This is a genomic window from Clostridium fessum, assembly GCF_027698965.1.
Classification (GTDB): domain Bacteria; phylum Bacillota; class Clostridia; order Lachnospirales; family Lachnospiraceae; genus Otoolea; species Otoolea fessa.
The window spans coordinates 397190-409908 of record NZ_JAQEQF010000001.1 but is presented as its reverse complement, the minus strand read 5'-3'; the positions used below and the strand labels follow the sequence as shown (position 1 = coordinate 409908).

Genomic DNA, 12719 nt, shown 5'->3' with positions numbered 1-12719 from the left:
ATATCAGGTAATGGAATCATCGGTTGATTTGTGTATCAGCCCATTTGTCACTTCATCGCCCGACTCATTTGTCAGCGTTTCAGTTGCTTCATCGCCCGACTCATTTGTCGGTGTTTCGGTCGCTTCATCGCCCGGCTCATTTGTCAGCGTTTCAGTCGCTTCATCGCTCGGCTCTTTGCCAGCTTCGTTCAGATTCTCTTCATTTTCTTTTTTCATCTCCACCAAATCAAACGCCACCTGCGCCTTAAACAGATCCCCATCGATATACAAACTAAACTGCCCTTTCTGCAGTTCCGTCAGATCTTTGGCGATCGATAGTCCCAGTCCGCTTCCCTCGGTGGTGCGGGCGACGTCGCCGCGCACGAAGCGCTCGGTCAGCTCGTCGGCACGGATGTTGAGCGGGTTGGCGGAGATATTTTTGATGGTGAAAATAGCCTGATCGGCAGTACCGGTTTCTGCATTCCCGGGAACGCGGGTGAGGTCAACGTAGACGCGGCTGCCTTCCATCGCATATTTGCAGACATTGTTGTACAGGTTTTCAAGCACGCGCCACAGGCGGCGACCGTCGGCCCGGATCATCAGCGGTTCCCGCGGGGCATTGATGATAAGCTGCAGATGTCTGGCGTCCAGTTTTTCTTCAAATTCGCCGTTTGTCTGGAATGCCATCTGAACGAGGTCGATGTCGGTAAATTCAAGCTTTACATTGCCGGAGCTGGCTTTCGATGCCTCGACCAGATCTTCTATCAGTGTTTTCAGACGCTGAGATTTTTGATCGAGCACGTCCAGATAGGCATTGATCCGCGCATCCTCGATGTGTTCCCGTTTCATGAGGTTTACATAATTTATAATCGAGGTTAATGGCGTCTTGATGTCGTGTGAGACGTTGGTAATCAGGTTGGTTTTGAGGCGTTCGCTCTTCATTTTCTCCTGAAGGGCGGTCTCAAGACCGGAACTGATGTTGTTGAGTCCCTCTGCCAGCGTAAGTTCCGGACCGTCAAATTCATCGAGATCAAGCTGATAGCTGGTCTCTCCGGCGGAGAGCTGGCGGACGGCATCGCGGATGGATTCCTGTTCGCTTGCCTGCCGGAACAGTATGTAAAAGATCCACAGGTTAAACAGCAGAAATACCAGCACAGTCAGACCTGTCAGCAGGTAAACAACGTATAAATTTGCATACACGCGGTCCCAGAAATACCAGGCAAGGCTGATAAGCGCTGTGTTGATTGCAAGATAGAGAACAAATCCGATGCCGAGGCGGCTGCGGAAGTTCTGCCGTGTTTTGAGGATCAACATTTTCTTCTGAATCCGGCAGATCAGGCTGGAGGTCCACAGGGTACCGGCGCGGTAGCGGCGCAGGAGGCTGAAAAAGAGCAGCAGTCCGCCCAGATACAGGATCAGCGCCAGCAGGCTGTGATCAGAGAAGTACCAATACTGCGATGGAATGACCAGATGCAGGATGCGGACGAGAATCAGGTCGCTCACAACCAGGGCAATGGCGGTCATGGCGGCAAAAAAGACGATGCCGGTTTCGGTGCCGCTCTTGTCGAAGCCGTGCAGCGTCACGTCGAAGCTGCGGTAACTCTGGTAGCCGGACACCCGGAACAGAAACAGGAAGCTTAAAAGCAGTCCAATCGTTGCAAAGATTGTCAGTGCAAATCCGGTCAGATACAGGTGCTGCCGGTGCAGGTATGCGGTATGCGCGCGCGCGTAAAGGTCAGTGACTGGATAATTTGTATCGATTCCGATCAGCAGATAATAGTCGCTGCCGGTGTACGGATTATTGGATGCCAGTGCGGAAATGCTGCTGAGCGGGATCGCTTTCATATTGGTGTCGTAGAAAACGGAATTGCCCGGCAGATACGCGTAGCGCCCGTATTCCTTGACATTTTCCGGTGTCAGGGAATCGGTGTTTGTAAACTGGGTTGTTTCGCTCTGATCCGAATCTGGCTCCGTGTACTGGATTTTAAAATGCAGGTTGGATGGATTGGCGACGAAACGGTTATACACTGTGTAATAACGATGCAGTGTGTCCATGATCTCGACCGCCGCGTCCTCCAATGTGCTGCGCTTTTGGCTGGCAGAACGGTAGCTGTAGATCCGCTGCGGCTCTTGAACCGACCATTCGACGTAGCCTTCGCGGCTCTTGACGCCGTCTGCCGGTTCAGAAACCTTCTGGCAGTTAAAGTCGTCGTCGAGCTGGTACCCCATGGATTCCAGATAGGAAATCAGGGAGGACAGGGAGAAATTTTCGGTCTCGCTTGGTCCAAAGGTCATTTTGAGCATCCGGCGCGAGAGGTCGATCGAGCTGTCGGCACCGAAGACGTCCTGATATTCCATATATAGGAAGATATCGTTCAGATCGTTATTAAATTGTGTGTTAAATTCCGCGGTGTCCTCATAAGGAACCGAGCCAATGCCGGTCAGCCCCAGCCCGAAATTTCCATTGATATACATGAGGCTGATACCGATGAGTCCCAGAATCAGGAAAAACAGATGCGCGAGGCTGGCGATCCATTTCTGGATCTGCATCGGAATATGTGAGAGTTTTGTCATAAATTTTGCAACTCCTAACTTCTGTTAGATGGATGATTCACATTTTTACTGCTTCTCAATTTTATATCCAACACCCCAGACAACCTTCAGATAGCGCGGCTCCCTCGGGTTAATTTCGATCTTTTCGCGGATATGGCGGATATGAACCGCAACTGTATTGTCCGCGCCGATCGCCTCCTCATTCCAGATCGCCTCGTAGATCTGGTCGATGGAGAAGACTTTTCCGGCGTTTTTAACGAGCAGAAGCAGGATGTTGTACTCGATCGGTGTCAGCTTGATGAGTTCGCCGTCCACGGTTACTTCCTTATTTTCATCGTTGATCTGCAGGCCGCCGCATTTGAATACGTGGTTGCCCATCTGATTGTTCATATTTCCCAGCTGCGTGTAGCGGCGGAGCTGAGATTTCACGCGGGCGACCAGTTCCAGTGGGTTAAACGGCTTCGTGATATAATCATCTGCCCCGATATTTAAGCCCAGAATCTTGTCCGCATCCTCAGACTTCGCGGAAAGAATAATGATCGGGATGCTGCTGGTCTCACGCACCTTCAGCGTCGTCCGGATTCCATCTAACCCCGGCATCATAACGTCCAGAATCATCAAATTCACGGTGTGCGTTTTTAAAAGCTCCAGTGCCTCCGCGCCGTCATATGCTTTGATAACCTCAAATCCCTCACCGGTTAAGTATATGTCAATCGCTTCCACGATCTGTTTGTCATCGTCACATACAAGAATACTCTGCATAGCAACTCCTCCTTTTAATAGGGTAATATATAGATAATATAGTATACAAATTTCTGTATAGATACAATAAAGATACCTATGTCTTATAATTATACAACGAAAAAGAAGACCGCGGTATCCTAATTTTTATGTATTTCAAGTGATGCGTATTTCAGGAGAAGAGCCGCCCCCAATCTGTAGGAAACATCACTCGCGCCGGCACTTAGCGAGGTTTTTTCGAGCTTAGTGTCCGCTGCAGCGAGTGCAAGAGCGAGAGCGTTTTCCGGAAGATTGGGGGCGGCTCTTCTCTGTCCGGGTTGCGTCTTCTCACCAGAATCCTGCCGTTCATTTACAAGTTACCCTTGACAAACCCCACATTCTCCGCTACACTCTAAATTAATTTGAATATCAAACCATTTGAAATTAAAACTATCTTTTATAGAAGAAGCGGAGTTAAACGAGAAAATGACAGCTAGAATCATTGGAATCGGCGCGTATGCGCCGGAGCAGGTTGTGACGAATCAGGATTTGACGAAATTTCTTGATACAAATGATGCCTGGATCCGGGAACGGACGGGTATTGGAGCCAGACATATCTCGACGAGCGAGGGAACCTCGGCGTTGGCGACAGAGGCGGCGAAGCGCGCGATCGCGGACGCGGGCATTTCTCCGGAGGAGATTGAGATCGTGATCGTGGCGACGTCTTCCCCGGATCGGGCGTTCCCGAGTGCGGCGGCGGATGTACAGGGAGCCATCGGGGCGAAACACGCGGTGGCGTTTGACATCACGGCGGCATGTTCCGGATTTATTTACGCCTTACATATTGTGCAGGGATTTATTCAGGCGGGCATCTATAAGACGGCGCTGATCATCGGTGCGGAGACACTGAGCAAGGTGTTAGACTGGACGGACCGCAGTTCCTGCATCCTGTTTGGCGATGGAGCGGGCGCGGCGGTTGTCCGGGCGGACGAGACGGGTGTGGTGAAGACGCTGGTCGGCAGCGACGGAACGAAGAACGACGTTCTGTACTGCCAGGCGAGAAGTCTTGAAAACTGCCTGACGGGCGGCAGACCCGAGCTTGGTTTTATGCAGATGGACGGTCAGGAAGTCTTCAAGTTTGCGGTGAAGAAGGTACCGGAGATTGTGAATGCGATTCTGGAGGAGACCGGAACGGACCGCGAGGCGGTACAGCATTATCTGCTGCATCAGGCGAATATCCGGATTCTGGAAGCGGCGTCGCGCCGTCTGAAGGTTCCGATGGACAAGATTCCGGTCAATATCGAGCGCTACGGCAATACGTCGGCGGCTTCGATTCCGATTCTCCTGGATGAAATGCACCGGGACGGACGCTTAAAACGCGGCGATACGCTGGTGATGGCAGGTTTTGGCGCGGGTCTTACCTGGGGCGCGGCATTGATGACCTGGTAGGTGCCTGGAGAAGCAAAAAATATATAGCAAAACTAATGTACATTATTCCATTTTTTGATAAAATATAAGAACAGTGATTGCATTTTTGCGGTCACAAAAAGAAAATTCATTTAAAAAGGAGATTGAAACGATGTTAGAGAAAATGAAAGAAATTATTGCAGAGCAGCTGAGCGTAGACGCAGATTCCATTACCGAGGCTTCCTCTTTCAAGGATGATCTGGGCGCTGATTCCCTGGATCTGTTTGAGCTGGTTATGGCTCTGGAGGACGAGTACTCCGTAGAGATCCCGGCTGAGGATCTGCAGAACCTGGCAACTGTAGGCGATGTTATGAACTACTTAAAAGAAAAAGGTGTAGAGGCATAATGAAAACAAAGATCACAGAAATGTTGGGGATTGAATACCCGATTATTCAGGGCGGCATGGCATGGGTGGCAGAACATCATCTGGCAGCAGCCGTTTCTGAAGCTGGCGGTCTGGGCTTAATTGGCGGCGCCAATGCACCAGGTGAGGTTGTCCGCGAGGAGATCCGCAAGGCGAGAGAGCTGACAAAGAAGCCGTTTGGTGTCAATGTCATGCTGATGAGCCCGTATGCGGATGACGTGGCAAAGGTAGTTGTGGAAGAAGGCATCAAGGTCGTAACGACCGGTGCCGGTATTCCAGGCAAATACATGGGCATGTGGAAGGAAGCCGGCATTAAGGTGATTCCGGTTGTTGCTTCGGTTGCACAGGCACGTCTGATGGAGAAAAGCGGCGCAGATGCAGTCGTTGCAGAAGGCATGGAGTCCGGTGGACACATCGGCGAGGCGACGACGATGACACTCGTTCCGCAGGTAGTCGATGCGGTTTCGATTCCGGTGATTGCAGCCGGAGGTATCGCAGATGGACGCGGCATTGCGGCGGCATTTATGCTGGGCGCAGAGGCAGTCCAGATGGGAACCCGCTTCGTCGTATCGAAGGAATCTATCGTAAGCCAGGCTTACAAGGACAGAGTCATCAAGGCGAAAGACATTGATTCGACCGTAACCGGTATGAGTCACGGACATCCGATCCGCTGTCTTAGAAATAAGATGACGAGAGAGTATCTGAAGCTGGAAAAAGAGGGACGCCCGTTCGAGGAACTGGAGTATTTAACACTTGGAACGCTTCGGAAGGCAGTCATGGAAGGTGACGTGGACAACGGAACCGTGATGGCTGGACAGATTGCAGGTATGGTGAAGAAAGAGCAGACCTGTAAGGAAATGATTGAAGAAATGATGGCCCAGGCGGAGGCGCTTTTGGGCAGAAAGTAGAGAGTGAGTGTAACGCTATGAGCAAAATTGCATTTATTTTTCCGGGTCAGGGCGCACAGACCACTGGCATGGGACAGGATTTTTATCAGGAAACGGAAACGGGACGCGGGATGTTTGAGAAAGCAAGCGAGATCCTTGGGTTTTCAATGACCGATCTTTGCTTTGATCCGGCGCAGACGGACCATCTGAATATCACGGAGTATACGCAGCCGGCGATGGTAACCGCCAGCCTTGCGATGATGCGTGTATTTATGGAACGTACTGGAATCCGCCCGGATGTGGCTGCGGGCCTGAGCCTGGGAGAGTATCCTGCAATGGCGGCTGCAGGCGTTATGTCTGACGAAGATGCCATCCGTACCGTGCGGCAGAGAGGTATCCTGATGCAGGGCGAAGTCCCGGTTGGTCAGGGCGCTATGTCTGCCGTACTGGCGATGGATGCAGAGAAGATCGAAGAGGTGATCGCGCCGATCGAGGGCGTGCAGATTGCCAACTATAACTGCCCGGGACAGATTGTTATCTCTGGTAAGACAGAGGCGGTTGCCGAGGCAGGAGAGAAATTGAAGGAAGCGGGCGCAAAACGCGTTCTTCCGTTAAAGGTAAGCGGACCGTTTCATTCCAAGATGTTAGTGGGAGCTGGCGAGAAGCTTGGAAAGGTACTCGATACCGTTGAGATTCATACACCGGAGATTCCGTATATTGCGAATGTGACGGCAGATTATGTGACCGATGCAGCCGATGTAAAGCCGCTTCTGATGAAGCAGGTTTCTTCCTCCGTCCGCTGGGAGCAGACGATCCGGAAGATGTTGGCAGACGGTGTGGACACATTTATTGAGATCGGACCGGGTAAGACCCTGACTGGTTTCATGCGTAAAATCGACAAAAACGCGAAGGCGTTCAATATAGAGAAACTGGAAGATATCGACAAAGTAAAGGAGGCGCTTGGATGTTAAATGGAAAAGTAGCAGTTGTGACAGGTGCCAGCCGCGGCATTGGCCGTCAGATCGCTATTTCGATGGCGAAAGAGGGCGCTGTGGTGATCGTCAATTATAATGGCTCTGCGGCAAAAGCAGAGGATGTCGTAAAGGAAATTACCGAGGCAGGCGGACAGGCGGAAGCCGTTCAGTGCAATGTTTCGGATTACAGCGCGGCAGAGGCGTTCTTAAAGGACATTATCAGCCGCTATAAGAGAATTGATATTCTGGTAAACAATGCGGGTATCACCCGTGACAATCTTCTGATGAAGATGAGCGAGGAAGAGTTTGATGCTGTTATCGATACGAACTTAAAGGGCGCATTTAACTGCATTAAGCACGTATCCCGCCAGATGTTAAAGCAGAAGGGCGGACGCATCATCAATATTTCCTCCGTTTCCGGCGTGATGGGAAATGCGGGACAGGCCAATTACTGTGCGTCCAAGGCGGGCGTGATCGGACTGACCAAGTCCGTGGCAAGAGAGATCGGAAGCCGCGGCATCACAGTCAACGCGATTGCACCGGGATTTATTGATACGGAGATGACCGCCGTTCTTCCGGAGGATGTGAAGAAGGCGATGGGCGAGCAGATTCCGTTAAAACGCTTCGGTACGACCGAGGATGTAGCGCAGGCAGCCGTATTTCTGGCTTCTGACCGCGCAGCTTACATCACAGGACAGGTTCTGTGCGTGGACGGCGGAATGGCGATGTAGGGAAAGGGTGCTTTACAGATAGGCACTTTTGGAACCGAAAGTGGCGTACGATAACGTAGTGGCAGCAGATTTTGCCGATTTGGAATGCGAAGCATCGGCAAAATCGTGTCGCAGTTTGCACAACGTGTGAACTGTGACGATAGAAAGGCAGGTTTTTAGATGGGAAATAAGACACGTGTAGTAGTAACCGGTCTGGGAGCGATCACTCCGATTGGAAATGACGTAGCAAGCTTCTGGCAGGGATTAAAGGATAAAAAAGTCGGTATCGCGCCGATTACATATTTTGATACAACCGATTATAAGGCAAAGCTGGCAGGCGAGGTGAAGGATTTTGATCCGAAGAAATACATGGATCCGAAGGCAGCGAGACGTATGGAGCCGTTTTCCCAGTATGCGGTAGCGGCAGCCGGTGAGGCGATCGCACAGGCGGGCCTGGATATGGAAAAAGAGGATCCGTTCCGCGTGGGAACCAGCATCGGTTCCGGTATCGGAAGCTTACAGGCGATGGAACGTGAGCACAAAAAAATGCTGGAAAAAGGACCGAACCGCGTGAACCCGCTGCTCGTTCCGATGATGATCAGCAACATGGCAGTCGGCAATGTGGCAATGCAGTATGGTTTAAAGGGCAAATCCATCAACGTGGTAACTGCCTGTGCGACCGGTACGAACTCTATCGGTGAGGCGTTCCGCTCGATCCAGTACGGCGAGGCAGACGTGATGGTAGCCGGTGGTACCGAGTCTGCGATCACACCGCTCGGTATGGCAGGTTTCGCGGCTCTGACGGCTCTTTCTACCAATGATGACCCGGAGACGGCATCCCGTCCGTTTGATAAGGACCGCGATGGTTTCGTCATGGGCGAGGGCGCTGGTATCGTAGTTCTGGAGTCCTTAGAGCACGCGCAGAAGCGTGGCGCAAAGATTCTGGCAGAGGTAGTCGGCTACGGCGGAAGCAACGATGCATTCCACATCACTTCCCCGGCAGAGGATGGAAGCGGCGCAGCGTATGCGATGGAGATGGCGCTCAAGGATGCAGGTATCGCACCGGAGAAGATTGATTACATCAATGCACATGGAACCAGTACACACCATAACGATCTCTTCGAGACGATGGCAGTGAAAAAAGCGCTGGGCGACCACGCTTACAAGGTAAAAATTAACTCCACTAAGTCGATGATTGGACATCTTTTAGGTGCAGCGGGCGGTGTTGAGTTTATCGCCTGCGTGAAATCCATTGAGGATGGATTTGTACACGCAACCGCAGGTTTAAAAGAGGCAGGCGAGGGCTGCGATCTGGATTACACGATGGGCGAGGGTGTTCCGATGGATATCCACTATGCCCTGACCAACTCCCTGGGATTTGGTGGTGTCAATGCCAGCCTGGTAATCAAGAAATTTGAGGACTAAATATAATTTGAGGACGTTTTTGTGTGGATGATTGAATGATTGGAAGCAGCGCACTGGAGCTGGCGGAAGAGACTTGCAGCATACAAAAATGATGTCTGGGAAAGCGAAAGAGGTAACTGAAATTATGATGGGAATTAAAGAGATCCAGGAGATCATCCCGCACCGTCATCCGTTTCTTTTGATCGACTGTATCGAGGAAGTGACACCGGGCGAGGGCGCGGTTGGATATAAAAATGTAACATACAACGAGCCGTGGTTTGCAGGTCATTTTCCGCAGGAGCCGGTCATGCCGGGCGTCCTGATCGTGGAGGCGCTGGCGCAGGTCGGCGCGGTTGCGATTTTAAGTGAAGAAGGAAATAAGGGCAGGACGGCATATTTCGGGGCAATCAACAACGCAAAATTCAAGAAAAAGGTAGTTCCGGGCGACAAGTTAAAGCTGGAGTGCCATATCATCAAGAGAAAAGGACCGGTCGGCATCGGAAGTGCGACGGCAACCGTCGATGGCAAGCTGGCTGTTTCCGCAGAGCTGACGTTTATGATTGGCTAATAAGTGAGGTTGAATAAGAGATGTTTAAAAATCTGTTTAAGAAATCGTATACTTCGATCAATACAAACGACCACGGTTCTGCCGGCGTAAGCCGTGCGGAGAGCGCGAAAGCAGATAAAAGGGCGGCAGAGGCAGCACAGGAAAAACCGGAGAAGATTCCGAGCCGTCCGACGGCGATGACGCCGGAAAGTCTGCGTTCTTTATGGCGTAAGTGTAATAAATGTGAGAAACCAATTCTGGTGCAGGATGTCAAGGACAACCTGTATGTGTGCCCGCGCTGCGGCGGATATTTCCGGATGCATGCGTACCGCCGGATTGAGATGCTGATCGATGATGGCACATTTGAAGAGTGGGATAAGGAGATGTCTGTGGTCAATCCGCTTGCATTTCCGGGCTATGAGGGCAAGGTTGAGGCAGCCAGAGAGAAAACCGAGTTAAATGAGGCGGTTGTCACTGGTAAAGGAAAGATTCACGGTTATGAGACTGTGATTGCGGTCTGCGACTCCCGTTTCCTGATGAGCAGCATGGGTCACAACATGGGAGAGAAGATTGCCCGTGCGGTAGAGCGTGCGACCGAGGAACGGCTTCCGGTTATCATCTACGCGGCCTCCGGCGGCGCGAGAATGCAGGAGGGCATGATCTCCCTGATGCAGATGGCGAAAACTTCCGCAGCCTTAAAACGTCATTCCGAGGCGGGACTTCTCTACATAAGCTTTATGACGGATCCGACCACCGGCGGCGTAACGGCAAGCTTTGCGTCCCTGGGCGATATCATCCTGGCAGAGCCGGGAGCGCTGATTGGATTTGCGGGTCCGCGTGTCATCGAGCAGACGATCGGCCAGAAGCTCCCGGAGGGCTTCCAGAGAGCCGAGTTCCAGCTGACACACGGTTTTGTGGATCAGATCGTGGAAAGAAAAGATCAGAAGCGTGTTCTGGGACAGATTTTGAAGCTTCACAGCCAGGAGCATGGCTGGGAGAAATGGAACGACGAGGCGGAGAACCACACAGAAGCGGCATCTGCATCCAGGGCAGAAAAAGCAGCTTCTGTGGAGGAAGGCAAGTTAAAGAGCCGGAAAGCACCGTTCTCCGGTATCATGCGCCAGAAGACCTTAAATAAGATCGCAGGCCGAGAGAGAGACGCTTGGGAGGCAGTACGCCAGTCCCGTAGCGCCGGACGTCTGAACGCCAGCGATTATATCCGGATCCTGTTTGACGATTTTACCGAGTTCCACGGCGACCGGTATTATGGCGATGATATGGCGGTCATCGGCGGTGTGGCATCCTTCTATGGAATGCCGGTCACAGTCATTGGACAGGAGAGAGGTAAATCCCCGAAAGACAGCATGAAGCACAACTTCGGCATGCCGTCTCCGGAAGGATACAGAAAGGCGCTCCGTCTGATGAAACAGGCGGCGAAATTTAACCGTCCGATCATCTGTTTTGTCGATACGCCAGGTGCATTCCCGGGTATGGAGGCAGAGGAGAGAGGCCAGGGCGAGGCGATTGCCCGCAACCTCTTTGAGATGTCGGATATGAAGGTGCCGATTCTGGCGATTATCACCGGTCAGGGCGGCAGCGGCGGCGCACTGGCGCTGGCGGTTTCCAACGAGGTATGGATGATGGAGAATGCGACCTACTCGATCCTTTCTCCGGAGGGCTTTGCTTCGATTCTGTGGAAAGATGCCAAGAGAGCCAGCGAGGCGGCGAAGGTCATGAAGATGACGGCAGAGGATCTGTATGAGCTTGGCATGATCGAGCGCATTATCTGCGAGGATGAGCCGGCAACTGATGACAACATCGAGGAGATCGGACGCATCATCGACCGCCATATGCGTGAGTTCTTCCAGTCCTGCGCGGAAAAGACACCGGATGAGATCGCGGAGCAGCGGTATGAACGTTTTAGAAAAATCTAAAAAATAGATATTGAAAGGGGGTTGCCGCGCGGCGGTCCCCTTTGTGAATATAGGAGATCGTATGAGTACAATTTTATCACAGTTAAAACCGCTGAAAATTGGTGATCTGACGGCGAAGCTTCCGATCATCCAGGGCGGTATGGGGGTTGGCATCAGCCTGTCCTCGCTGGCAGGAGCCGTGGCGGGGGCTGGCGGCATCGGCATTATTTCCACTGCCCAGATCGGTTTCCGGGAGCCGGATTTTGCCGAACATCCTCAGGAGGCAAACCTGCGCGCGATCGGTTCAGAGTTACAGAAGGCGCGCGCGATCGCGAAGGGCGGCATCGTGGGCTTTAATATCATGGTGGCAACGAAAAACTATGCGGAGTACGTTAAAACGGCGGTCAAGGCGGGCGCTGACCTGATCATATCGGGCGCAGGACTTCCTGTTTCCCTGCCGGAGTATGTGAAAGGGACGGCGACGAAGATTGCGCCGATCGTTTCCTCCGTTAAGGCGGCGACGGTCATCTGTCGGATGTGGGACCGCAAGTACCAGACCGCACCGGATCTGGTGGTCGTTGAGGGACCTCTGGCGGGCGGACATCTGGGATTTGACCGTGAGAAGCTGACCGAGCTGGAGGTAGACACGCCGCACGCAGCCGAGACATTCCATCAGGCGGAATATGACGAGGAAGTGCGGGGAATTATCGCGCTGGTTAAAAAATACGCGCAGAAATATGGCAAATCGATTCCGGTTGTGACGGCTGGCGGCATCTACGACCATGCGGATGTGATGCACCAGATGGAGCTTGGCGCGGACGGCGTGCAGGTGGCAACCCGTTTTGTGACAACCGAGGAATGCGATGCACCGATGGCATATAAGCAGGCATATCTGGATGCGAAGGAAGAGGACATCGTGATTGTCAAAAGTCCGGTCGGCATGCCGGGACGTGCGATCAAGAATGCGTTCTTAAAAGAACTGGAAAAAGGAAGACAGGCAGTGACACACTGTTACCAGTGTCTGGAACACTGTGATCCGGCGAAGATCCCATACTGCATCACGCAGGCACTCGTCAATGCCGCCCGCGGTGATGAAGATCATGCTCTGATTTTCTGCGGCGGAAACGCGTGGAGAGCAGAGAAGATAGAGACGGTTGAGGGCGTGATGCGGGCGCTGTGCGAAGGGTAGGATAGATTTTGG

Annotated in this window: 11 protein-coding genes; 9 read left to right on the top strand and 2 right to left on the bottom strand. The window is 52.3% G+C overall.

Annotated features, from left to right (window positions below; translation table 11 throughout):
- Nucleotides 1–3 precede the first annotated feature (3 nt).
- Both PG862_RS01965 and PG862_RS01960 read right to left on the bottom strand, forming a co-directional pair.
- Nucleotides 4–2553: a sensor histidine kinase gene (locus PG862_RS01965; RefSeq protein WP_270706282.1), complete on the bottom strand. Its 2550-nt coding sequence runs from the start codon at nucleotides 2551–2553 to the stop codon at nucleotides 4–6.
- 45 nt (nucleotides 2554–2598) lie between these two features.
- Nucleotides 2599–3294 (bottom strand): response regulator transcription factor, encoded by a 696-nt coding sequence (locus PG862_RS01960; RefSeq protein ID WP_022360531.1) that lies wholly within the window; start codon nucleotides 3292–3294, stop codon nucleotides 2599–2601.
- Between the two features lie 444 nt (nucleotides 3295–3738).
- Between PG862_RS01960 and PG862_RS01955 the strand changes: the two genes are divergently transcribed.
- From PG862_RS01955 to PG862_RS01915, 9 genes are all read left to right on the top strand, one after another.
- Nucleotides 3739–4701, top strand: a complete 963-nt coding sequence (locus PG862_RS01955; protein WP_118523435.1) for a beta-ketoacyl-ACP synthase III — start codon at nucleotides 3739–3741, stop codon at nucleotides 4699–4701.
- A 130-nt stretch (nucleotides 4702–4831) separates the two neighbouring features.
- The gene (gene acpP, locus PG862_RS01950; RefSeq protein ID WP_022360533.1) at nucleotides 4832–5065 is read left to right on the top strand and encodes an acyl carrier protein; all 234 of its coding nucleotides are present in this window, start codon (nucleotides 4832–4834) and stop codon (nucleotides 5063–5065) included.
- Nucleotides 5065–5991, top strand: coding sequence for an enoyl-[acyl-carrier-protein] reductase FabK (gene fabK, locus PG862_RS01945; RefSeq protein ID WP_022360534.1), 927 nt, complete (start codon nucleotides 5065–5067; stop codon nucleotides 5989–5991). The genes acpP and fabK overlap by 1 nt, the downstream gene beginning before the upstream one ends.
- A 17-nt stretch (nucleotides 5992–6008) precedes the next feature.
- Complete coding sequence (gene fabD, locus PG862_RS01940; protein WP_270706279.1) at nucleotides 6009–6941, top strand: ACP S-malonyltransferase; 933 nt, start codon at nucleotides 6009–6011, stop codon at nucleotides 6939–6941.
- A complete protein-coding gene (gene fabG, locus PG862_RS01935; protein WP_118538959.1) occupies nucleotides 6935–7675 on the top strand; it encodes a 3-oxoacyl-[acyl-carrier-protein] reductase in 741 nt (246 codons plus the stop codon). The genes fabD and fabG overlap by 7 nt, the downstream gene beginning before the upstream one ends.
- Nucleotides 7676–7834: 159 nt before the next feature.
- Nucleotides 7835–9079: a beta-ketoacyl-ACP synthase II gene (fabF, locus tag PG862_RS01930; RefSeq protein WP_118493605.1), complete on the top strand. Its 1245-nt coding sequence runs from the start codon at nucleotides 7835–7837 to the stop codon at nucleotides 9077–9079.
- A 124-nt stretch (nucleotides 9080–9203) separates the two neighbouring features.
- Nucleotides 9204–9626, top strand: coding sequence for a 3-hydroxyacyl-ACP dehydratase FabZ (gene fabZ / locus PG862_RS01925; RefSeq protein WP_022359380.1), 423 nt, complete (start codon nucleotides 9204–9206; stop codon nucleotides 9624–9626).
- Nucleotides 9627–9646: 20 nt separating this feature from the next.
- Entirely contained in the window at nucleotides 9647–11539 is a 1893-nt protein-coding gene (gene accD, locus PG862_RS01920; RefSeq protein WP_118651585.1) for an acetyl-CoA carboxylase, carboxyltransferase subunit beta, read from the top strand.
- A gap of 61 nt (nucleotides 11540–11600) precedes the next feature.
- Nucleotides 11601–12707: an NAD(P)H-dependent flavin oxidoreductase gene (locus PG862_RS01915; RefSeq protein ID WP_107000849.1), complete on the top strand. Its 1107-nt coding sequence runs from the start codon at nucleotides 11601–11603 to the stop codon at nucleotides 12705–12707.
- Nucleotides 12708–12719 lie beyond the last annotated feature (12 nt).

Bases quoted from the DNA above. Each gene is read 5' to 3' on its own strand.
- PG862_RS01965 (WP_270706282.1), bottom strand. From the start codon at position 2,553: ATGACAAAACTCTCACATATTCCGATGCAGATCCAGAAATGGATCGCC.
- PG862_RS01960 (WP_022360531.1), bottom strand. From the start codon at position 3,294: ATGCAGAGTATTCTTGTATGTGACGATGACAAACAGATCGTGGAAGCG.
- PG862_RS01955 (WP_118523435.1), top strand. From the start codon at position 3,739: ATGACAGCTAGAATCATTGGAATCGGCGCGTATGCGCCGGAGCAGGTT.
- acpP (WP_022360533.1), top strand. From the start codon at position 4,832: ATGTTAGAGAAAATGAAAGAAATTATTGCAGAGCAGCTGAGCGTAGAC.
- fabK (WP_022360534.1), top strand. From the start codon at position 5,065: ATGAAAACAAAGATCACAGAAATGTTGGGGATTGAATACCCGATTATT.
- fabD (WP_270706279.1), top strand. From the start codon at position 6,009: ATGAGCAAAATTGCATTTATTTTTCCGGGTCAGGGCGCACAGACCACT.
- fabG (WP_118538959.1), top strand. From the start codon at position 6,935: ATGTTAAATGGAAAAGTAGCAGTTGTGACAGGTGCCAGCCGCGGCATT.
- fabF (WP_118493605.1), top strand. From the start codon at position 7,835: ATGGGAAATAAGACACGTGTAGTAGTAACCGGTCTGGGAGCGATCACT.
- fabZ (WP_022359380.1), top strand. From the start codon at position 9,204: ATGATGGGAATTAAAGAGATCCAGGAGATCATCCCGCACCGTCATCCG.
- accD (WP_118651585.1), top strand. From the start codon at position 9,647: ATGTTTAAAAATCTGTTTAAGAAATCGTATACTTCGATCAATACAAAC.
- PG862_RS01915 (WP_107000849.1), top strand. From the start codon at position 11,601: ATGAGTACAATTTTATCACAGTTAAAACCGCTGAAAATTGGTGATCTG.